A 22,564-nucleotide genomic window follows, 5' to 3' on the forward strand; every position below is an offset into this window, starting at 1 on the left:
TATGCCTGCATTCAGGCTTTTTCCAGCGTACACAGCAACGGATGCTCGTTCTCCCTTGCATATTTGTTCACCATCGCCACTTTGGTCTCAGCGACCTCCGCGGTAAACACGCCGCAGATGGCTTTGCCCTGATAGTGAACCGCAAGCATCAGTTGCGTTGCACGTTCTACATCATAAGAAAAGAATTTCTGTAACACGTCAATAACAAACTCCATCGGAGTATAATCATCATTGACTAATATCACTTTATACATAGATGGCGGTTTTAGCGCGTCGCGCACTTTATCTGCCGCCAGCTGGTCGAAATCCAGCCAGTCGTTCGTCTTACCCATTGTCAGTCGTCATCTTCGGTTACGGTTACCGGCAGTCTGGACTGCCGCTGACGGGAGCGGATTTGCACTATCAATCTACCTCAAGTAACAGATAACTATCATCTATCACTGGCATCCGCGACATCTGTCACATTACGGCAAATAGCGTTAACTGCTTCAAATTTTTGATTCATTTTTACCCAAACTACCCTGTCAAACGCTTGACGCCTGGCCTGATTTCTCTAAATTGTAGTTTTGAGAGTTGGCGAGGTTTTATACAGCCCCCACTCCACCACCGGTTCATTCCATCTTACTTATAAAGATTCACGAAGGATGTCGAAGCATGGAAACGGGTACTGTTAAGTGGTTCAACAATGCCAAAGGGTTTGGATTCATCTGCCCTGAAGGCGGCGGCGAAGATATTTTCGCTCATTATTCCACCATTCAGATGGATGGTTACAGAACGCTAAAAGCCGGACAGTCTGTCCAGTTTGATGTACACCAGGGGCCAAAAGGCAATCACGCCAGCGTCATCGTGCCCATCGAGGCAGAAGCTGTTGCATAGCTCTACTGTCTCATTGTGTACATCCCGCAGATAAAATGCCAGCCCGATCGGCTGGCATTTTTATTTTGCGTCAGGCAACGCGGGGTTAACCGCCCTACGATGCCGTTTATTCCCGCGCCAGCGCATCTACCGGATCCAGCCGCGCCGCGTTTCGCGCGGGCAACCAGCCGAACAGGATGCCGGTCACGGTCGAGCACATAAACGCCGTCAACAGCGCCACCGGCGAGAAACCAATCTCCCAGCCCGGCAGGAACAGTTGCAGCGTAAAGGCAATCAGCATCGACAGGGTAATCCCGAGCGCCCCGCCGACCAGGCAGACCAGAACCGCCTCAATCAAAAACTGTTGCAGCACGTCGCTGGCGCGCGCGCCAACCGCCATGCGAATGCCTATCTCCCGCGTCCGTTCGGTCACCGACACCAGCATAATGTTCATCACGCCGATCCCGCCAACCACCAGCGAAATGACCGCTACCAGCGTCAGGAACAACTGAAGAGTACGTGTGGTCTTTTCAGCGGTTTTCAAGACGCCGTCCATGTTCCAGGTGAAGAAATCTTTTTTCCCATGCCGCAAGGTCAGCAGTCGGGTGAGTTGCTGCTCGGCCTGCGCGCTGTCAAACCCGTCCTTCACCCGCACGGTGATCGAGTTCAGCCACGACTGTCCCATAATGCGCCCGGACATGGTGCTGTAGGGCAGCCAGACGCGAAGAATTTTACTGCTGCCGAACATTGACTGTTTTTCTTCCGCCACGCCAATAACCGTCGCGGGCATATTGCCTACCAGAATCACTTCGCCCACCACGCTCGCTTTATGCGGAAACAACTGACGCCGGGTATTGCTGTCCAGCACCACCACCTGCGCCCGACCGTTAAGCTGTTCACGGTTGAAGGTGCTCCCCTCGCTGAAGGTCATCCCGTATACGTTAAAGTAGTCGCCGCTGACGCCATTAGCGCTGGCCGCCACATCGGTATTGCCATAGCGCAGACGTAAATTCTGCGACACGGCAGGCGTCGCCGAGGTCACCCACGGCTGCTTCTGGATGGCGCTGAGATCGTCATACTTCAGCGACTGCTGGTATTGCGGGTCGTCGTCGCCAAAATCTTTGCCGGGATAGATATCAATGGTGTTGGTGCCAATGGCGCGGATATCGGCCAGCACCAGCTGTTTCGCCGCGTCGCCGACCACCACAATCGACACCACTGACGCGATGCCGATAATAATCCCGAGCATGGTCAGCAAGGTGCGCATTTTATTCGCCGCTAACGCCCGCCAGGACATGGTGAGCGCTTCGCGAAATCCGCTGACAAACTGGCTCCACCCGGATGCCGTTTTCACCGTCGGCTCCTGGATGCCTTTTCCCTGCCGGGGGGACTGCGACGGGGGATTACGCACAATTTCGCCGTCATGAATTTCAATCACCCGCTCAGCCTGTGCGGCAACCTGCGGATCGTGGGTGACGATAATCACCGTGTGCCCGCGATCGCGCAACTGGTGCAGGATCGCCATCACCTCTTCGCCGGAACGACTGTCGAGCGCGCCGGTCGGTTCGTCAGCCAGGATCACCTGCCCGCCATTCATCAGCGCACGCGCGATACTGACACGCTGCTGTTGTCCGCCGGACAGCTGCGAAGGCTGGTAGTCCAGGCGATCGCCCAGCCCGAGCCGCTGGAGCAGTTCCTGAGCGCGGGCCAGACGTTGCTTACGCTCGGTACCGGCATAGACGGCGGGCACTTCGACATTTTGCGCCGCCGTCAGGTGCGACAACAGGTGGTAACGCTGGAAGATAAAGCCAAAATGCTCGCGGCGCAGCTGCGCCAACGCATCGCTGTCTAAGGTCGACACGTCGCGCCCCGCCACCCGGTAGGTGCCGCTGGTGGGCTTATCGAGGCAGCCAAGAATGTTCATCAACGTCGATTTACCGGAGCCGGACGCGCCGACAATCGCGACCATCTCCCCGGCGTTGATTTGCAGAGTGATGCCTTTGAGCACCTCCACCTGCTCCTCACCGGAGGGATAACTGCGACGGATATTGCTCAGCTCAAGCAGCGCCGTCATTGCGCCGCTCCTGGCTTGCCTTCGCCGATAACCACTTCCTCACCCGCTTCCAGCCCTTTGATAATCTCGACATCGGTGTCATTACGCGCGCCAATTGACACTTCCCGCTCGCGGGTTTCGCCGTTACGCAGTAAGGTGATTTTGTAACGGTTATCGCCCACCGGGTCGCCCAGCGCGGAGAGCGGTATAGTCAGCACATTTTTCACGTCGGTGAGCTGGATATGCACCTGGGCGGTCATATCCAGCCGCAGAATGCCTTTTGGGTTCGGTACTTCAAACCGGGCGTAATAGAAAATCGCGTCGTTAACTTTTTCCGGTGTCGGCAGAACGTCTTTCAGCACCCCTTCATAACGGGTTTGCGGATCGCCCAGTACGGTAAACCATGCCTTCTGTCCCGGCCTGAGGTGAATCACGTCCGCCTCAGACACCTGCGCCTTCACCAGCATGGTGCTCATATCCGCCAGCGTCAGGATATTTGGCGCCTGCTGCGCCGCGATAACCGTCTGCCCCTGCAGGGTGGTGATTTGGGTCACTTCGCCGGCCATTGGCGCGACGATACGCGTATAGTCGAGATTGGTTTTAGCGGTATCCAGGGAGGCCTGATTACGCTTGATTTGGGCATCGATGGTGCCGATCTGCGCCTGCTTAACGGCCATTTCCGTCGCGGCGGTGTCGAGATCCTGCTGCGAGACGGCCTGGGTTTTTGCCAACTGCTGTTGTCGGGAGAGCGTGACCCGCGCCAGCTTCAGCTCGGCTTCAGCTTGCTGGCGCTGGGCGCGAAGCTCCATCAGCGTCGCTTCCACTTCTTTGATCTGGTTTTCCGCTTGCTCCGGGTCGATAACCCCCAGCAGTTGATCTTTTTTCACCTTATCGCCAATCGCCACCGACAGCGTTTTCAACTGCCCGCTCACCTGGGCGCCGACGTCAACTTTACGCAGCGCATCCAGTTTACCGGTGGCGAGCACACTCTGCTGAAGATCGCCCGGACGGACGATCAGCGTCTGATACGTTGGCACTGGCGCATTAAGCGTCCGCCAGAGGGCAATCGCCCCCAGGATAAGAATGAATATCAGCAGCAGATAGCGCTTTTTAATTTTTTTTCCCTTAATACCCATATTAATCCTGATGGTAGTTTTGCCTGCGAATATCAACCTTATCTAAACAACCCGCAAACGCAAAGGCGCGCGCGGCGGGCATTGACGATTGGTTAAGATTCAGCATGTTTCAATTTTCGCATACATCATGTTGCGGATTTCGATCATGTCACAGATTACTGATAATACCTTCTACCCTTCCGACGTCGCGTCCCCTTTACAATTATTTATGCGCCTGACGCGCGGACAATTACTGCCGGGTAAATTCTGGCGGAAAGCCAGTTTTCGGCGGAAATTTCTTATTCGCTCGCTATTAATGCCGCGGGCAACCAGTCAGTTGTTAGACAATCTGACGCAATGGCCGGAGCTGGACACGCTGTTAACACGCCAGCCGCGCCTGCCGATCCGTCTGCACCGACCGTATATGGCGGTGAATATTAAACGGCACACTGCGCTGAACGCGCTTTGCACGCACTATGAGATGATGCGTAACTTGCTCACCCGCGAGCAGCAGATCGGTTATTTAAGCCATTACGGCCTCGGTCTGGCACAAATAACCGCGAAAGACGATGCGCCATTCCAGCTGGATTTAGTCAGCCTCGTCTCCCTGGATAAAGAGGGAGAAAGTACGGTCGTGATTCGTGACGCGCAGAAACGTATTCTGGCAGAAATCACGTTTACCTTCTGCTATTTAAACGGAAAACGTACCCTGTTTATCGGTGGCTTGCAGGGGGCGGCAAACGATGTTCCGCATGAGGTTATACAACAGGCGACCAAAGCCTGTTATGGCCTCTTTCCGAAAAGAATCGTGATGGAAGCGCTGTGCCAGTTTGCCCGGGTTGCGCAGGTCGAGCAGATTCTGGCGGTCAGCAACGCTGTGCATGTCTATCGCAGCTGGCGCTACATGGATAAAAAAACCCAGATGCATGCCGACTATGACGCGTTCTGGTCATCGCTGGGCGGTGAAATGACCGACGCCGGCTATTACGCCCTGCCCTTAACCATTGCACGCAAAAGCGAGGCGGATATCGCCAGTAAAAAACGGGCCGAATACCGTCGCCGCTACGCCCTGCTCGACAGCGTTGTCGAACAGGTGCCCCGCCGCTTTAGCCATTAATCCGCCCGGCCGCGCGCCAGCCACAAGACGCGCGAAAACATTTTGCGCAGTAGCACCGGCACCGCGTCAACGCCGCGCCGTCCGGCCTCTATCGCCACTTCGATGGCTAAATCCGGTTTCGATGAGCGATGGATCGCCTTCGAAATGATTTTACGGATATTCATTGGCACGTTTTCCGGGATCTGCGCCACACGGTGAAAAACGTCCGAGAAGCCCTGGCGATACATAAAATGTTCCATATCAAGGGCTGGCAGCGCCGTTAAGTGCTCGCGCTCTTCCTCTTTGTCGTTATTCAGCAGACCGCGGACCGTCGCCGCATATTTCTTCCCGGCCTCATCGCCGTCCACCAGCACGTGCCACTCGATCCCCATCCGCCGGGCAAACTTCACCAGCGGCTTCAGCCCGGACTGAGCAAACTCGATCACTTTGATCCCTTCAGCGTCAAAATGGTGGCCGCACTGACGGGCCAGTTCGTTGATCACCCAGGTTTCGGTTTCCCCTTCCACCAGCAACCAGCAGCGGGCAAACAGCGAGGAGGCGCGGTTAAAACGAATGTGGAACGCAATACGACGCCCGTCTTCGGGGCTAAGACCACCTGGCCCTAAACGCCAGGCCGCCACGCGGGAAGATTCACGCACCAGGCGGCAGACGTGCTCGACGGGCGTCAGCGACAGCAGTTCACCGGAGTTGGTGGTGGTGATTCGCTGCAGCGGCAGCAGGTTGAGCAGTTGCCAGGCCACTGAGAGCATGATGGGATGCAGGCGGGTTTCCGGATCTTCCACCAGCAGCAGCGGCCTGGCGTCTTTATGCAGTCTGACGGTGCCCTTCGCCTGCAGCAGCGTCGAGAACAGTCCCAGCAGAATCACCCGGTGGGTCCGCCCGCCGGGTCTGTCGATCATCCGGTTAATAATGTCGAGATAGCGCCAGCTGCGCTGTTCGTTGCTCGAACGACGGCGCATTAACCGGTGCCGCGACTGGGACGTTCCCTGCTCGGTAAAGTAATGCTCCAGCAGTTGCACCATTGCTGACAGCCCCTGGCGGATCTGGCCATCGGTCAGGTTTTGCGGACGCGTCGCCAGTTCGCGAGCCAGAAAATCGAGCTGACGAGCGGTGATCTCGACATCTTTGACGTCAGGCACCGTACCGTTACGGATGCGGCGCATAAACCGCGCGTCGCGCAGGCGCAGCACTGGCATTAAACGCACCAGATGCCGCGCCTGGTCATTAATATTGTCCACCGACAGAGGATGACCGTCGCCGTCAAGGAAACTGCGCAGCGTCATCACGCTGCCGTCATCGGCGCTTTCGCCTTCCAGACGATAAAAGATGCGCTGATAGCCGTCGCGACACGGCGACCAGCAGGCTTCAAGCGGTCGATAACGCCGCACCCGGTGGCGTCCCGGTTGTGATTCGCGAAAGGTCAGGACAATGTGCAAATGCCGCTCACGGCCATTGACATCGCCAGGCGGGAACCAGAAATCGTCGCGGTCAAAGTGATACAGCTCTGACTCAGGCGAAAGCAGCAGCGTCAGCGCGTCAAGGAGACTGGATTTACCCCAGGCGTTTTCGCCAATCAGCACATTGTTTTGCTCCAGCATTAACGACAGCCGATTGATACCGCGAAACCCAACAATCTCAACGCGTTCGAGAATCATGCTTCCTCCAGACAAATGTCACTTTTCCCTTTAGCTTCTCGCAGTATAACGGCAAATGCGCGTCGCGGACGTGACCCGGGTAAAATTAAGCATGCTAATAGACTGATTTATGAACAATTAAGAAGATGAATTATGCTCACTGCCAAATTTATATAGCCGGATTTTTCGCCGTATAAATTCAGATTTTGTTCGCTCACTTTCATCCGAACATACGCTACACTTCAAATAAGATTAATCTGAGCAAGGAATGACGCCTCATTGCCCTACATCAAACGATCTGGATTTATTTAGCTAGAGAATGGACGACGTTCGTTTTTAAAATAGCGCGCTATTTATTGTTTCGTCGTCCTGTAGACGAATATTACTGACACCACGTTTGTGGTTATTTCTTATTGAGGTGGATATGTTCAGAAAATTAGCGGCTGAATGTTTTGGTACATTCTGGCTTGTTTTTGGTGGCTGTGGGAGCGCTGTACTGGCAGCAGCCTTTCCGGAATTAGGTATTGGTTTTGCGGGTGTCGCGCTGGCATTTGGTCTCACCGTATTAACGATGGCGTTCGCTGTGGGGCATATTTCCGGCGGTCATTTTAATCCAGCGGTGACATTAGGCTTATGGGCTGGCGGCCGTTTTCCGGCGAAAGAGGTCATTGGCTATATTATTGCCCAGGTGATCGGCGGGATTATTGCGGCGGCCGTATTGTACCTTATTGCCAGCGGTAAAACGGGCTTCGACGCGGCAGCCAGCGGGTTTGCTTCTAACGGCTATGGCGAACATTCACCGGGCGGCTATTCCATGCTGTCCGCCATTGTCATTGAGATTGTCCTGACAGCCGGTTTCCTGTTGGTCATTCATGGCGCAACGGATAAATACGCCCCTGCCGGTTTCGCGCCCATCGCGATTGGCCTGGCGTTAACCCTGATTCACCTGATCAGCATTCCGGTGACCAATACCTCTGTGAACCCGGCGCGCAGTACCGCAGTCGCGATCTTCCAGGGGGGTTGGGCGCTGGAACAGCTGTGGCTGTTCTGGGTGATGCCGATTATCGGCGGGATCCTCGGTGGGCTTATTTATCGCACCCTGCTGGAAAAACGCGATTAATGATAACAGGCCGGGTAAGCGCGATGCTTCTCCTGGCCTGCAAATACGTTCGATTGTGAACCGGGTGAGCGCCAGCGCCGCCCGGCTTTCTTTTTGCCGCTTTACGGGACAGACTTTATTGGGTAGTGTCGTTGACGCTAAACGATTCTTACAAGGACCGGCTGTTCATGTTTTCTGGACTTCTCATTATTCTGCTTCCGCTGATTGCAGGTTATCTCATTCCGCTGCGGCACAACGCGGCATTAAAACTCATTAATCGCCTGTTAAGCTGGATGGTTTATCTGATTCTCTTTTTTATGGGTATTAGCCTGGCCTTCCTGGATAATCTGGCGAGTAATCTGCTCGCTATTTTTCATTATTCCGCAGTCAGTATTAGCGTTATTTTACTCTGTAATATTGTGGCCTTGCTGTGGCTGGAACGTTCATTACCCTGGCGACACAATCATCAGCAGGAGAAACTGCCGTCGCGTATTGCCATGGCGCTGGAGTCGCTAAAATTATGCGGCGTGGTGGTGGCGGGTTTTCTGCTGGGACTCAGCGGTTTCTCTCTTTTGCAGCATGCGACCGAAGCCAGCGAATATACCCTGATTCTTCTGTTACTGCTGGTGGGGATCCAACTGCGCAATAGCGGCATGACGTTAAGGCAAATTATTCTTAATCGCCGGGGCATGATTGTCGCCGTCGTGGTGGTCGCCAGTTCCCTGATCGGCGGCTTAATCAATGCTTTTATTCTCGATCTGCCGATCAAAACCGCGCTGGCGATGGCGTCCGGATTTGGCTGGTACTCCCTGTCCGGTATTTTGCTAACGGAATCCTATGGTCCGGTGATTGGCAGCGCCGCGTTCTTTAACGATCTGGCGCGCGAATTGATCGCCATTATGCTGATTCCGGGCCTGGTGCGCCGCAGCCGCTCCACCGCGCTGGGGCTGTGCGGGGCGACATCGATGGACTTCACCCTGCCGGTTTTACAGCGCACGGGCGGGCTGGAAATGGTGCCAGCCGCCATTGTACATGGCTTTATCCTCAGCCTGCTGGTGCCTATCCTGATGGCGTTTTTCTCTGCGTAATACCCCGATGGCGGTAGGTCTCTGCCGCCAAAATTGCGCTAAATCAATCTCCCTGTAAGTTGTATCAGAAATCCCTTTTCTCCTTTCGTGCTCAGGCATAACCTTAAACATGTATATTAAATATAACTTTAAGGGTGTGACCATGTTTTGTGTGCAATGTGAACAAACTATCCGTACTCCGGCAGGAAACGGCTGCTCTTACGCGCAGGGTATGTGCGGTAAAACGGCTGAAACCTCCGATTTGCAGGATCTGCTGATCGCTGCCCTACAGGGTCTGTCTGCATGGGCGGTGAAAGCCCGTGAATACGGCATCATTAATCATGACGTTGACAGCTTCGCGCCGCGCGCGTTTTTCTCTACGCTGACTAACGTTAACTTCGATTCCCCGCGTATCGTGGGCTATGCCCGTGACGCCATCGCCATGCGTGAAGCGCTAAAAGCCCAGTGCCTGAGCGTAGACGCCAGCGCCCATTGCGACAATCCGATGGCGGAGCTGCAACTGGTCAGCGACGATCTCGGTGACCTGCAGCGCCAGGCGGCAGAATTTACCCCGAACAAAGACAAAGCGGCGATTGGCGACAACATTCTCGGCCTGCGTCTGCTCTGCCTGTACGGCCTGAAAGGCGCGGCGGCGTATATGGAACATGCCCATGTGCTCGGTCAATACGACAACGACATCTACGCGCAGTACCACAAAATCATGGCGTGGCTGGGCACCTGGCCTGCCGACATGAACGCGCTGCTGGAATGCTCGATGGAAATCGGCCAGATGAACTTTAAGGTCATGAGCATTCTCGACGCCGGTGAGACGACGAAATACGGTCACCCCACGCCAACTCAGGTCAACGTGAAAGCCACTGAAGGCAAATGTATTCTGATTTCAGGTCACGATCTGAAAGATCTCTATAACCTGCTGGAGCAGACCGAAGGTACCGGCGTTAACGTCTACACCCACGGCGAAATGCTGCCCGCTCACGGTTACCCGGAACTGCGTAAATTCAAACATCTGGTCGGTAACTACGGCAGCGGCTGGCAGAACCAGCAGGTCGAGTTCGCTCGCTTCCCTGGGCCTATCGTGATGACCTCAAACTGCATCATCGATCCGACCGTGGGCGCTTATGACGACCGTATCTGGACCCGCAGCATCGTCGGCTGGCCGGGCGTCAGTCATCTCGAAGGCGACGATTTCGGCCCGGTGATTGCGCAAGCGCAGCAGATGGCAGGCTTCCCGTACAGCGAGATTCCGCATCTGATCACCGTCGGCTTTGGCCGTCAGACCCTGCTTGGGGCGGCAGATACGCTGATCGACCTGGTCAGCCGGGAAAAACTGCGTCACATCTTCCTTGTCGGCGGTTGCGACGGAGCGCGCGGCGAACGTAACTATTTCACCGACTTCGCCACCAGCGTGCCGGATGACTGCCTGATCCTCACCCTCGCCTGCGGCAAATACCGCTTCAACAAGCTCGAGTTTGGCGATATCGAAGGGCTGCCGCGTCTGGTGGATGCCGGGCAGTGTAACGACGCTTACTCCGCTATCATTCTGGCGGTCACGCTGGCGGAAAAACTGGGCTGCGGCGTCAACGATCTGCCGCTCTCCCTGGTGCTCTCCTGGTTCGAACAGAAAGCGATCGTTATTCTGCTGACCCTACTGTCGCTTGGCGTGAAAAATATCGTCACCGGACCGACCGCGCCGGGCTTCTTCACCCCGGATCTGCTGGCGGTACTCAACGAAAAATTCGGTCTGCGTTCCGTCACCACCGTTGAAGACGATATGAAGCAGTTGCTGAGCGCGTAAGGAGTAAAAGATGACGATGCCAACCAATCAGTGCCCATGGCGGATGCAGGTCCATCACATCCATCAGGAAACGCCGGATGTCTGGACAATAGCCCTGCTGTGCCATGACTATTATCCGTATCGCGCCGGGCAGTATGCACTGGTGAGCGTGCGTAACGCTGCGGACACGCTGCGTGCCTACACGCTGTCTTCCACGCCGGGCGTCAGCGAGTATATTACGCTGACCGTTCGCCGGATTGACGACGGGGCAGGTTCGCAGTGGTTAACCCGCGACGTGAAGCGCGGCGACTACATTTGGCTGTCCGACGCGATGGGCGAATTTACCTGCGACGATAAAGCAGACGATAAATTCCTGATGCTCGCCGCCGGTTGCGGCGTCACGCCGATCATGTCAATGCGCCGCTGGTTGGCGAAGTATCGCCCACAGGCCGACGTGCAGGTAATTTTTAACGTACGCTCGCCGCAGGACGTGATTTTCGCCGAAGAGTGGCAGCAGTACCCGGTCACGCTGGTGGCAGAAAATAACGCCACTCATGGTTTTGTCGCCGGTCGCCTGACCCCTGCACTGTTGCAGCAGGTACCCGATCTCACCTCGCGTACCGTGATGACCTGCGGCCCGGCGCCGTATATGGATTGGGTCGAACAGGAAGTGAAAGCGCTTGGTGTGACGCGCTTTTTCAAAGAGAAGTTCTTTACGCCGGTGGCAGAAGCCGCTACCAGCGGTCTGAAATTTACCAAACTGCAACCGGCAAAAACGTTTTACGCGCCCGTCGGCACCACACTGCTGGACGCGCTGGAAAGCAACAAAGTGCCGGTTACTGTCGCCTGTCGTGCTGGCGTCTGCGGCTGTTGTAAAACCAAAGTGGTTTCCGGTGAGTATACGGTCAGCAGCACCATGACGCTGTCCGACGCGGAAATCGCCGAAGGCTACGTGCTGGCCTGCTCCTGCCATCCACAGGGCGATCTGGTCCTCGCGTAGTTTTACCTTGCCGGAAAGCGTTGCGCTTATCCGGTCTCCCCCTTCAGGCCGGATGCGCTGACGCCATCCGGCCTTTTTGCCATCTTCAACTAAACTTGTAACCGTTATCACATTGAAGGAGATGGAGAACCATGAAACAAACGGTTGCCGCTTTTATTGCAAAAACGCTGGAACAGGCCGGAGTGCAACGCATCTGGGGCGTAACGGGCGATTCCCTGAACGGCCTGAGCGACAGTCTCAATCGCATGGGAACGATTGAGTGGATGTCGACCCGTCACGAAGAGGTCGCGGCGTTTGCCGCTGGCGCGGAGGCCCAGCTTACCGGCAATCTGGCGGTGTGCGCAGGCTCCTGCGGCCCCGGCAACCTGCATTTAATCAATGGCCTGTTTGACTGCCACCGTAACCATGTTCCGGTACTGGCGATTGCCGCCCATATTCCCTCCAGCGAGATCGGCAGCGGTTACTTCCAGGAGACCCACCCGCAAGAGTTGTTCCGTGAATGCAGCCACTATTGCGAGCTGGTTTCCAGCCCTGAGCAGATCCCCCAGGTCCTGGCGATCGCCATGCGCAAAGCGGTACTGAATCGCGGCGTGTCGGTCGTGGTGCTCCCGGGCGACGTAGCGCTGAAACCCGCGCCGGAAGGCGCCAGCAGCCACTGGTATCATGCGCCGATGCCGGTGGTCACCCCCGCGGAAGAAGAGCTGCGCAAACTGGCGCAACTGCTGCGTTACTCCAGCAATATCGCGCTGATGTGCGGCAGCGGCTGCGCGGGCGCCCATCACGAGCTGGTTGAGTTTGCCGCCAAAATCAAAGCGCCTGTCGTGCACGCCCTGCGCGGCAAAGAGCACGTCGAATACGACAATCCTTATGACGTGGGCATGACCGGGCTTATCGGCTTCTCGTCCGGTTTCCATACCATGATGAACGCCGACACCCTGGTGCTGCTCGGCACGCAGTTCCCCTACCGCGCCTTCTACCCCACCGACGCCAAAATTATCCAGATCGACATCAATCCGGGGAGCATCGGCGCGCACAGTAAGGTTGATATGGCGCTGGTCGGCGACATCAAAGCGACCCTGACGGCGCTACTGCCGCTGGTGGAAGAAAAAACCGATCGAAAATTCCTTGATAAAGCATTGAACGATTACCGCGACGCCCGCAAAGGACTCGACGATCTGGCGAAACCGAGCGACAAAGCCATCCACCCGCAGTACCTGGCGCAGCAGATCAGCCGTTTTGCCGCCGATGACGCCATCTTTACCTGCGACGTCGGTACGCCGACGGTATGGGCGGCGCGTTACCTGAAAATGAACGGCAAGCGCCGACTGCTCGGCTCGTTTAACCACGGCTCGATGGCGAACGCTATGCCGCAGGCGCTGGGCGCGCAGGCTACCGCGCCGGAGCGCCAGGTCGTGGCGATGTGTGGCGACGGCGGGTTCAGCATGCTGATGGGCGATTTCCTCTCGGTGGTACAGATGAAGCTGCCGGTCAAAATCGTGGTCTTTAACAACAGCGTGCTGGGCTTCGTGGCGATGGAGATGAAGGCCGGCGGTTACCTGACCGATGGCACCGAGCTGCATGACACCCATTTCGCCCGCATCGCCGAAGCCTGCGGCATCACCGGTATTCGCGTTGAAAAAGCCTCAGAGGTGGATGAAGCCCTACAGCGTGCTTTCGCTATCGACGGTCCGGTACTGGTGGACGTAGTGGTCGCCAAAGAAGAGCTGGCGATCCCGCCGCAGATCAAACTGGAGCAGGCCAAAGGGTTCAGCCTGTATATGCTGCGGGCGATCATCAGCGGGCGCGGCGACGAAGTGATCGAACTGGCAAAAACCAACTGGCTCAGGTAAAACAGAAGGCATTACCCTGACTTTACAGAGGAAATGCCGTGATCGATCTACGCAGTGATACCGTCACCCGACCGGGCCGCGCCATGCTGGAAGCCATGATGGCCGCCCCGGTTGGCGATGACGTGTACGGAGATGACCCTACCGTTAACGAACTTCAGCGCTACGCCGCGGAACTCAGCGGCAAAGAGGCCGCGCTGTTTTTACCCACCGGCACCCAGGCCAATCTGGTCGCCTTGCTCAGCCACTGTGAACGCGGTGAAGAGTATATCGTCGGTCAGGGCGCGCATAACTATCTCTTTGAAGCGGGCGGCGCGGCAGTGCTCGGTAGCATCCAGCCGCAGCCCATTGACGCAGCGGCAGACGGTTCATTACCGCTGGATAAGGTGGCGGCGAAAATTAAGCCGGACGATATTCATTTCGCCCGCACGAAGCTACTCAGTCTTGAAAACACCCACAACGGCAAAGTGTTGCCGCGCGAATACCTGAAAGCCGCGTGGGAGTTTACCCGTGAGCGCGGTCTGGCGCTGCATGTCGACGGCGCGCGCATCTTTAACGCCGTGGTCGCTTACGGCTGCGCGCTGAAAGAGATCACCCAATATTGCGACTCGTTCACTATCTGCCTGTCGAAAGGGCTGGGTACGCCGGTCGGGTCGCTGCTGGTCGGCAGCCATGATTACATCAAGCGCGCCACGCGCTGGCGCAAAATGACCGGCGGCGGTATGCGTCAGGCGGGGATTCTGGCCGCCGCCGGGCTGTATGCGCTGAAAAACAATGTCGCCCGCCTGCAGGACGATCACGACAACGCCGCGTGGCTGGCGGAACAGCTGTGTGACGCTGGCGCGGAAGTGACGCGTCATGACACCAACATGCTGTTCGTTCGCGTAGGCGAAGAACGCGCGGCGGCGCTGGGCGCGTATATGAAAGACCACGGTGTGCTGATCAATGCCTCGCCCGTGGTACGTCTGGTCACGCATCTGGACGTCTCGCGCGAGCAGCTTGCCGACGTTGTCGCCCACTGGCGCGCCTTTCTGAACCGCTAAGGAGACAACCGTGCCGCAACGCATTCTGGTGCTTGGCGCCAGCGGATACATCGGTCAACATCTGGTGCAGGCACTCAGCGCGCACGGGCATCAGGTGCTGGCGGCGGCACGTCGCACCGAACGGCTGGAAAAAATGCAGCTGTCGAACGTCAGCTGCCATAACATCGATCTGAACTGGCCGCGCGCGCTGCCCGCCCTGCTGAAAAACATCGATACCCTGTACTATCTGGTTCACGGCATGGGCGAAGGCGGCGACTTTATCGCCCATGAACGGCAGGTGGCGCTGAACGTGCGTGACGCCCTGCGCGAAACGCCGGTTAATCAGCTGATTTTTCTCAGCTCGCTACAGGCGCCCGAACATGAGCAGTCGGACCACCTGCGCGCGCGACAACTGACGGCAGACACGTTGCGCGAGTCCGGCGTGCCGGTCACCGAACTGCGCGCCGGGATCATCGTCGGCGCAGGGTCCGCCGCGTTTGAAGTGATGCGCGATATGGTCTACAACCTGCCGATCCTCACGCCGCCGCGCTGGGTGCGCTCGCGCACCACCCCCATCGCGCTGGAGAACCTGCTGCATTACCTGGTGGAACTGCTCAACCATCCCACCCGCGAACATCGGGTGCTGGAAGCCGCCGGGCCGCAAGTGCTGAGCTATCAGGCGCAGTTTGAACATTTCATGACGGTCAGCGGCAAACGCCGTCCGCTCCTTCCCATCCCCTTTCCGACCCGTTGGATTTCCGTCTGGTTTCTTAACGTGATCACCTCTGTCCCCCCCACGACCGCGAAAGCGCTGATACAGGGACTGAAGCACGACCTGCTGGCTGACGACAGGGCGCTACGCGCGTTGATCCCGCAAAAGCTGATTGCCTTTGACGACGCGGTGCGCAGGACGCTGAAAGAAGAAGAGAAGCTGGTTAACTCCAGCGACTGGGGTTACGACGCGCAGGCATTTGCCCGCTGGCGGCCTGAGTACGGTTTTTTCGCCAAACAGGCTGGCTTTACCGTCAGCACCTCTGCCAGTCTGCAGGCGCTGTGGCAGGTCGTGAACCGTCTCGGTGGCAAAGAGGGGTATTTCTTCGGCAATGCGTTGTGGAAAACCCGCGCGGCGATGGATCTGCTGGTCGGCCATCGGCTGGCGAAAGGTCGCCCCGAACATGCGCTTTTACAGCCCGGCGATGCGGTGGACAGCTGGAAGGTGATTATTGTCGAGCCGGAAAAACAGCTGACCCTGCTGTTCGGTATGAAGGCGCCGGGGCTGGGCCGCCTCAGTTTTACTCTTGAGGATAAAGGGGATCACCGACAAATTGACGTGCGCGCCTGGTGGCATCCGCACGGGATGCCGGGCCTTTTTTACTGGCTGTTGATGATTCCGGCGCACCTGTTTATCTTCCGGGGAATGGCAAAGAAAATTGCCCGACTTGCAGAACAAATCACAGAAAATAAGTAAAAAGAGACTGTATTGTTTCACGTTTCCCATTGCATACCGACGTAATTCACGGAAGAATGCGCACGACGTTTTTAAAACACAGTGGATTGATATGAAGGTACTGGTTACCGGCGCAACCAGCGGCTTGGGACGAAACGCGGTTGAGTTTTTGCGCAACAAAGGCATCAGCGTCAGAGCCACCGGTCGCAATGAGGCGATGGGAAAACTGCTCGAGAAGATGGGCGCGGAATTTGTCCATGCGGATCTGACCGAGTTGGTTTCGTCACAGGCGAAGGTCATGCTGGCGGGCATCGACACGCTGTGGCACTGCTCAAGCTTCACCTCGCCGTGGGGAACCCAGGAAGCCTTTGATCTGGCCAACGTCCGCGCAACCCGTCGTCTTGGCGAATGGTCGGTGGCGTGGGGCGTGCGTAATTTCATTCATATCTCCTCCCCTTCGCTCTATTTCGATTACCACCATCATCGCGGTATTAAAGAGGATTTTCGCCCTCACCGTTTCGCCAACGAGTTTGCACGCAGTAAAGCCGCCGGTGAAGACGTGATTAATCTGCTGGCGCAGGCTAACCCGCAGACGCGATTTACGGTGCTGCGTCCGCAAAGTCTGTTTGGCCCCCATGACAAAGTGTTTATCCCGCGACTGGCGCACATGATGCACCAGTACGGCAGCGTGCTGTTGCCCCACGGCGGCAGCGCGCTGGTGGATATGACCTACTATGAAAATGCGATTCACGCGATGTGGCTGGCCAGCCAGGCGCAGTGCGACAGCCTGCCCTCTGGCCGGGTGTATAACATCACCAACGGCGAGCCGAGAACCCTGCGCAGCATTGTGCAAAAGCTGATTGATGAACTGAATATCCACTGTCGGATCCGCTCTGTTCCCTACCCGATGCTGGACATGATCGCCCGCAGCATGGAGCGTTTCGGCAACAAATCCGCAAAAGAGCCCGCACTTACCCACTATGGCGTGTCAAAGCTGAATTTTGATTTTACGCTGGATATCAGCCGCGCCGGGGACGAGTTGGGATATAAACCGGTGGTGACGCTTGATGACGGAATTATCAGAACCGCAGCCTGGCTGCGCGATCACGGGAAATTACATCGCTAAACCGCTCACCGCCGGAAGGTGACTTATCCGGGCGGCAAAATCGCAAAAAAGCGGCAACCTCTGGTTGCCGCTTTGCGTTTACTTTACAGCGCGGTCCATGCGTCGGACCATGCCAGACCCACGCCGGGTTCATAGTAGGTTGGCGCGTTGTTGCACCAGCCGCTGTATGGGAACGGTTTGCACTGGAACAGTTTACCGTGGTTGTTCACGATGTCCCCTGCGTTGTACGTGCTGTTAGCGCTCCAGCCTGGGTAAGCGCCTTCATCTTCAGACGGCGTCGAGGCCTTTGCTTTCACGTTCAGCAGATAGGATGCGGTGCTGCTCAGTTCGCCATCGCTGACGGTCAGGCTCACTTCGTACTGCTTCGCCGTAGCGGCTTCCGGCGCGGTAAAGGTCACCACCGCTTTGTCTTCGCCGGAAAGGGTCTGACCGTCCTGCGAGCGCCAGGTATAGGTCAGTTTATTACCGTCTTCATCGGTAGAGCTTTCCGCGCTCAGCGAAACCTGCGCCCCCGCTTCAACCGCGCCAACCGGCCCTGAAATAATCGCCACCGGCGCGTGGTTGACCACCACTGGCGCGGTATCGTCTGCCGGCGTGGTATCCGCCGGGGTCGTGTCATCTGGCGGAGTGGTATCCGCAGGCGTATCCTCAGACGGCGTGGTGTCCGCCGGTGTGGTATCGGCAGGTGTGACCGGCGTACCGTCGTCATTCACAATGTTCACGTTATAGAACTTCTGCACGCATTTGGTGTAGTCGCCGTCTTTAAAGGCGCTGAACGGCGTCTGGTAGCCCACCAACTGGCAAGCATAGGTTTTACCGTCTGGCGTGTCCGCGCTCCACCCCCAGTCCTGCTCCCAGTAAATCTTCAGCGCGCCCGCGCCGTATTCGTCGAACTGTTTCATGTTGGCGCAACCCAGCACTTCATCAGCCGGAACAGGTACTTTCAGGTAATTGGCGAACTCTTTGTAGTACTTGATACGGTTCTGCGACTGGGCGATCTCCGTCGGGCCGCCGCATTCCACGCCGCCGTTGATGATCTGGGTGGTCACACCGAAGCCCGGCACCAGACCGTTGGCTTTATCGTGTTCGTTCGGCTGCCAGGTGCCGTCGATCACCTGCAACATGCTCGGCTTCGGCGGCTGCGGGTAGGCGAAGAAGAAGATCGCGCTCGCCAGGTTCAGCCAGGTGTCCGCCACCAGCTCCGGTTTGTCGAGCAGTACACGCACGTCGCCATACATCGCTTCCGAGAATGGACCGTAGTTGTAGTTATAGGACAACTGCTTCGCGCCGCGACCAAAGTAGCTCAGGAAGTCGCCGTCTTTGTCTTTACCGCACGGCCAGGTCTGCCCCTGCCATACGTCCGGGTTACATTCACCGTTATAGCCGCCCTTCTGGCCTTCGCTCCAGCCCATCTCGCGGACATGAACCAGCGCCTGGCGCCATTCGGCCTCCGGACGCCAGCTTTCATGGCCGCCAGTTTCCTGGGCGAAGTGCGCGAACATAGTCGCCAGTTCTTTACGGCAGATCGCGTCGCTGTCGCGACCGTCGTTATAGGTCTGGCACAGCGCCGGGAATTTACCGACCGCTTTCAGGAAGTTGCTGTAGGTGTACGCCTGCGCGCGCAGCGGGAACAGGTATTCCCAGTCAGACGCTTTCACGATGCCTTCCACGCGCTTGACGTTTTCCGGATTGGCGGCGCGACCCGGCTCGATCAGTTCAACTGAGGCGTTATCGAGGGTGCGAATAGTCTCTTTTACCGACTGCATCAGCGGAAAGTTGGTCAGCTCCTGCTCTTTTTTCGCCAGGTCGCTGGCCTTCATGGTATAAGGCTCACCGCTGGTCGCCTGCAGATTGCTGGCCTGCGCCATAAACGGCGCCACACACGCGCCGGCAATAAGTACACTTAATAATGTCCGTTTGTTCATTTCAGTTTTCCTTGAATAGTACAATAAGATAATTAATCCCCTGGTTTATTTATTAATCCGTCAATAAATAAGCCCTCCAGTGCGACATTCACTTTTAGAAGAACACGCGTGGGTATTCTTCAAAAAATAAAAGTCATCCGCGGTAAGGTTTTTTTAACTGTTGATATTTATTCCATACCTTGCGCGCGTAGATCATGCGTTGAGGGTAGTTTTCTTTTTTCAGCCCTGCGTTATAAGCGCCAACGGCTTCCCAGTTATTGCCATAGACTTTAATCATGTCGGAAAGAATCGAAGCCCCCACCATAATTGAGGTGCACGGCTCGGCAATCAGCCGGTATTCATCAATCCCGTGTCGTTGCAGTTCTGTAAAATGCGAGCTGTTAATTTGCATCAAACCGACATCCCGGGTGCCATCGTGATTTACCCCTACGGCATAGGGATTCATCCCGGATTCAACTTTTGCTATTGCATATAAGAGATAAGGATCCACATGGTAATAATGCGCGGCGTTATCCCAACAGTTAGCGAATACGCTCTGACTGACAATCAGCAGCAAAAATATGATGCGTTTCATTTTTTCTCCTGATAAACGGGTTAATTGGCTCCTTTTTACATCCTGTCAGGTGAGAAGAACCACACCCGAAGCGGGGTGTGGTCCAGAGGTACGGGGAGCGTACTCCCCGCGACCTGCGGTGAAATTATTTGCAGTCGGTTGCTGCGCCTTCCTTCACCCATACATCGCTGTTTGCCGGGTTGTCGCCCATGGTCCACCACTTCGCACGGTACACAGACCCTTCATACGTTGTGGTATCGCCACCGTTGTAGACCACATCGGAACGCCAGTTGAATTTCACCTGGCTGACCAGTTCCCAGGCTTCCGCACCGAAGCCCGGCTGGTTACCCTGCGTCCAGTACTTCGCTTTCCATACCAGATGGTCGAAGCTCACGGTATCGCCGCCGTTGTAGATTTTGCTGGATTCCCATGCCGCGTATTTGCTGGCGTTAGCGTCAACCGGGTTGTCGCAGGAATCTGTTGCGCTACCTTCATCAGACGGCGTGTTGCCTTCATCAGACGGGGTAGTACCTTCGTCTGAAGGGGTGTTGCCTTCATCAGACGGATGGGTGTCTTCCTCTGCAGGAGTCGGTACCGCTTTCGGATTCACAGTCACCTGCACGTTAGACTGTACGCTGGTCTTACCGTCGGACACGATCACGCTCAGGGTGAAGGTGGAGGCGTTTGCCACGTCTGGCGCAGTGATACGCACGTTCGCCGTATCCGTACCGGTTGCGTTCATATCTGCCGGTACGCTCCAGCTGTAGGTCAGCGCATCGCCATCCGGGTCGGTTGCCTGCGCATGCAGAGACAGAGACTCGCCCGCGGTCACGCTCACGGCTTCCATGGCGTTGATTACCGGAGCCTGGTTGGCTTTCGGCGCTTTATTCACTACCTGGACATCCACCGCATTGCTCAGGCCTTTCGCATCAGTGACCGTCAGACGGAATGCCAGAGTTTGATCGAGGGTAACCGCTGGCAGGTTGATGCTGGCTTTAGCGCTGGTGCTGTTGGCAATCGCTACGGTGGCGCCGGAAATCTGCGTCCACTTGTAGGTCAGCGCGTCGCCGTCCTGATCGCGGGAAGCCGAACCGTCGAGCATCACGGTCGCCGGGCCAGTTACGCTCTGGTCAACCGCAGAAGCGACCGGCGCGTGGTTGGTGTTTACCGGCTCAACCGGCGTTGAGCTGCCGCCCATCAGACCTTCGTTCATGGCGTTCAGGATATCGCCGTTATCGGACTCGATAGACCACGCGAACAGACCGCCGAGGTTGTTGTTCAGGACATATTTGCCTTTCGCTTCAACGGAGCGGGCGTTGTCGTAGGTCACCAGCTCGCCGGTAGACTTGTTGAATACATACGGCGCTTCTGCAGCGGTATCGTATTTGTATTCCCAACCCGGTTTGCCCAGCATCTGGTTGACGATCTGACGGTAGTCAACGATGCCGCTTTCCCAGGTGCCTTTCACCGGACCGGTAGCCGTGCCGGTGAACGGGTTGTCGCCAGTGTAGCCGTGAACGCCGGTCCAGCCGCGTCCGTACATCGCCGCGCCAACGACGATCTTGCCAGGCTGTACGCCCTGCTCCAGCATCGCTTTCACTGCGTTATCGGTGGTGTAGTTGGTGTCCGGTTTCCATGACGCGCCATAAAGTGCGGTCTGATGGCCGAGATCGGTGTTGCTCCACGCGCCGTAGAAGTCATAGCTCATCAGGAAGATATGATCGAGGTACTGCTGCGCCGTGTTGTAGTCAACGTCTTCAATCTTATCTTTGCCCGCGCCGATTGCGGTGGTCAGCTCGTAGGTACGGCCCGTTTCAGCCGACAGTTCGTTCAGCATCTGACGCAGATCGTGCATCAGCGCGGTGTACGTGGCCTTATCGGTCTGCGGATTGCCGAGTTTGGCGTTCTCACCGCCGCCGCCCGGGAATTCCCAGTCAATATCCACACCGTCGAACACTTTCCAGGTTTTCAGGAACTCTTTTACAGAGGCGACGAAGCGATCGCGCAGGACTTTATTGTCCATCTGGAAAAACGGATCGGACAGCGTCCACCCGCCGACGGACGGCAGAATTTTCAGGTCAGGATGCGCTTTTTTCATCGCCATCAGTTGACCGTAGTTACCTTTGTACGGGTCATCCCAGTTGCTTACGCCCTGCTGCGGTTTCTGCAGCGCCGCCCATGGATCGTGGATCGCCACGGTGTAATCCTGACGTCCCTGGCACGCGCGTTTCAGGGATTCCAGCGCACCAGACGATTTGGCGCTGTCGTTAATACCGTCGCCGCCGCACATTGGAATAAAGCCATACAGCAGGTGGTTGATGTTCGCCACCGGGATTTTATCGGCGGAGAAGTTGCGGTCATAGACGCCCCACTCCGGGAAGTAGGCGCCAACCACTTTGTCGGTGTGCTGCGCGAAGGTTTTGTTATTTTCCAGCAGCGGGGTATTCAGCGGCAGCAGATGGCTACCGTCGGTATCCGCCACGATAATCAACTTACTGGCGCTCTTGGTGCAACCGCTGTCGTTACACAATTCCACCTGTTCCTGATAGCGCCCGCCTTTTTTTACTTTAAAGGTCGCAGAGCCAGACGCGCTGCCAGCACCGGTCCAGACGGTTTTACCGTCCAGCAGTACTTTTGCGGAAGTCGGCGCATCGCCGCTCCACACGTTCCACTCCACTTTCACGTCAACGCCGTCGTTATGCACTTTAACGAGGTTGTTATAATCCTGAGCAGCCTGATCCACTTCCACGAGGGCAAATTTATCATTACCGCTGGAAATAGACGGCGTCCCTGGCGCCGCTGCAAATACAGAGCTTGTTGCCGCAGCGACAAACAACGCCAGATATTTTGGCTTCATAAATTTCATTATTAATTCCCGATAACTTTATTTGTGAATATGAAAATAACCA

General features: G+C 56.5%; 18 protein-coding genes. 10 read left to right on the forward strand and 8 right to left on the reverse strand.

Annotated elements, in window-relative coordinates; all coding sequences use genetic code 11:
* Window positions 1-11: 11 nt before the first annotated feature.
* Together clpS and HVX72_RS22110 are read right to left on the reverse strand one after the other, a co-directional pair.
* On the reverse strand, window positions 12-332 hold the full coding sequence (clpS, locus tag HVX72_RS13710; RefSeq protein WP_042284844.1) for an ATP-dependent Clp protease adapter ClpS: 321 nt from the start codon (window positions 330-332) through the stop codon (window positions 12-14).
* A gap of 98 nt (window positions 333-430) precedes the next feature.
* Complete coding sequence (locus tag HVX72_RS22110; protein ID WP_217968143.1) at window positions 431-505, reverse strand: hypothetical protein; 75 nt, start codon at window positions 503-505, stop codon at window positions 431-433.
* Window positions 506-654: 149 nt separating this feature from the next.
* Between HVX72_RS22110 and cspD the strand changes: the two genes are divergently transcribed.
* Window positions 655-876 carry a cold shock-like protein CspD gene (gene cspD / locus HVX72_RS13715; RefSeq protein WP_042284847.1) on the forward strand — a complete coding sequence of 74 codons (222 nt, stop codon included), beginning with the start codon at window positions 655-657 and terminating at the stop codon, window positions 874-876.
* Window positions 877-982: 106 nt separating this feature from the next.
* Here cspD and macB read toward each other — a convergent pair whose 3' ends face one another.
* Window positions 983-2,929, reverse strand: coding sequence for a macrolide ABC transporter ATP-binding protein/permease MacB (gene macB / locus HVX72_RS13720; protein ID WP_181821609.1), 1,947 nt, complete (start codon window positions 2,927-2,929; stop codon window positions 983-985).
* Window positions 2,926-4,044, reverse strand: coding sequence for a macrolide transporter subunit MacA (gene macA / locus HVX72_RS13725; RefSeq protein WP_060569857.1), 1,119 nt, complete (start codon window positions 4,042-4,044; stop codon window positions 2,926-2,928). The genes macB and macA overlap by 4 nt, the downstream gene beginning before the upstream one ends.
* Window positions 4,045-4,189: 145 nt before the next feature.
* On the opposite strand from macA, the gene HVX72_RS13730 reads away from it, so the two are divergent.
* Window positions 4,190-5,140 carry a VirK/YbjX family protein gene (locus tag HVX72_RS13730; protein ID WP_042284854.1) on the forward strand — a complete coding sequence of 317 codons (951 nt, stop codon included), beginning with the start codon at window positions 4,190-4,192 and terminating at the stop codon, window positions 5,138-5,140.
* Here HVX72_RS13730 and HVX72_RS13735 read toward each other — a convergent pair.
* Window positions 5,137-6,795: an ATP-dependent endonuclease gene (locus HVX72_RS13735; RefSeq protein WP_042284856.1), complete on the reverse strand. Its 1,659-nt coding sequence runs from the start codon at window positions 6,793-6,795 to the stop codon at window positions 5,137-5,139. The genes HVX72_RS13730 and HVX72_RS13735 overlap by 4 nt on opposite strands.
* A 403-nt stretch (window positions 6,796-7,198) precedes the next feature.
* Here HVX72_RS13735 and aqpZ point away from each other — a divergent pair, with 403 nt between their 5' ends.
* The 8 genes from aqpZ to HVX72_RS13775 all read left to right on the forward strand — a co-directional run bounded on the left by aqpZ (window position 7,199) and on the right by HVX72_RS13775 (window position 17,177).
* The gene (aqpZ, locus tag HVX72_RS13740; RefSeq protein WP_060569859.1) at window positions 7,199-7,894 is read left to right on the forward strand and encodes an aquaporin Z; all 696 of its coding nucleotides are present in this window, start codon (window positions 7,199-7,201) and stop codon (window positions 7,892-7,894) included.
* 167 nt (window positions 7,895-8,061) lie between these two features.
* The gene (locus tag HVX72_RS13745) at window positions 8,062-8,961 is read left to right on the forward strand and encodes a lysine exporter LysO family protein (RefSeq protein WP_181821610.1); all 900 of its coding nucleotides are present in this window, start codon (window positions 8,062-8,064) and stop codon (window positions 8,959-8,961) included.
* Between the two features lie 142 nt (window positions 8,962-9,103).
* On the forward strand, window positions 9,104-10,756 hold the full coding sequence (gene hcp, locus HVX72_RS13750) for a hydroxylamine reductase (RefSeq protein WP_042286186.1): 1,653 nt from the start codon (window positions 9,104-9,106) through the stop codon (window positions 10,754-10,756).
* A 10-nt stretch (window positions 10,757-10,766) separates the two neighbouring features.
* Window positions 10,767-11,735, forward strand: coding sequence for an NADH oxidoreductase (gene hcr, locus HVX72_RS13755; RefSeq protein ID WP_181821612.1), 969 nt, complete (start codon window positions 10,767-10,769; stop codon window positions 11,733-11,735).
* Between the two features lie 131 nt (window positions 11,736-11,866).
* A complete protein-coding gene (poxB, locus tag HVX72_RS13760; protein WP_042284864.1) occupies window positions 11,867-13,585 on the forward strand; it encodes a ubiquinone-dependent pyruvate dehydrogenase in 1,719 nt (572 codons plus the stop codon).
* Between the two features lie 38 nt (window positions 13,586-13,623).
* The gene (gene ltaE / locus HVX72_RS13765; RefSeq protein ID WP_181821614.1) at window positions 13,624-14,625 is read left to right on the forward strand and encodes a low-specificity L-threonine aldolase; all 1,002 of its coding nucleotides are present in this window, start codon (window positions 13,624-13,626) and stop codon (window positions 14,623-14,625) included.
* A 10-nt stretch (window positions 14,626-14,635) separates the two neighbouring features.
* Entirely contained in the window at window positions 14,636-16,072 is a 1,437-nt protein-coding gene (locus HVX72_RS13770; RefSeq protein ID WP_181821616.1) for an SDR family oxidoreductase, read from the forward strand.
* Between the two features lie 91 nt (window positions 16,073-16,163).
* A complete protein-coding gene (locus HVX72_RS13775) occupies window positions 16,164-17,177 on the forward strand; it encodes an NAD(P)-dependent oxidoreductase (RefSeq protein ID WP_060569864.1) in 1,014 nt (337 codons plus the stop codon).
* A gap of 83 nt (window positions 17,178-17,260) precedes the next feature.
* Here the strand turns inward: HVX72_RS13775 and HVX72_RS13780 are convergent, their stop codons facing one another.
* From HVX72_RS13780 to HVX72_RS13790, 3 genes are all read right to left on the reverse strand, one after another.
* Complete coding sequence (locus tag HVX72_RS13780; protein WP_042284873.1) at window positions 17,261-19,102, reverse strand: chitinase; 1,842 nt, start codon at window positions 19,100-19,102, stop codon at window positions 17,261-17,263.
* Between the two features lie 133 nt (window positions 19,103-19,235).
* Window positions 19,236-19,676, reverse strand: coding sequence for a type III secretion system invasion protein IagB (gene iagB / locus HVX72_RS13785; protein WP_042284876.1), 441 nt, complete (start codon window positions 19,674-19,676; stop codon window positions 19,236-19,238).
* Window positions 19,677-19,800: 124 nt separating this feature from the next.
* The gene (locus HVX72_RS13790) at window positions 19,801-22,521 is read right to left on the reverse strand and encodes a glycosyl hydrolase family 18 protein (protein ID WP_060569866.1); all 2,721 of its coding nucleotides are present in this window, start codon (window positions 22,519-22,521) and stop codon (window positions 19,801-19,803) included.
* Window positions 22,522-22,564: the final 43 nt, after the last annotated feature.

Origin of the sequence: Citrobacter sp. RHB21-C05 (assembly GCF_013889015.1) — a bacterium.
Lineage (GTDB): Bacteria > Pseudomonadota > Gammaproteobacteria > Enterobacterales > Enterobacteriaceae > Citrobacter_A > Citrobacter_A sedlakii.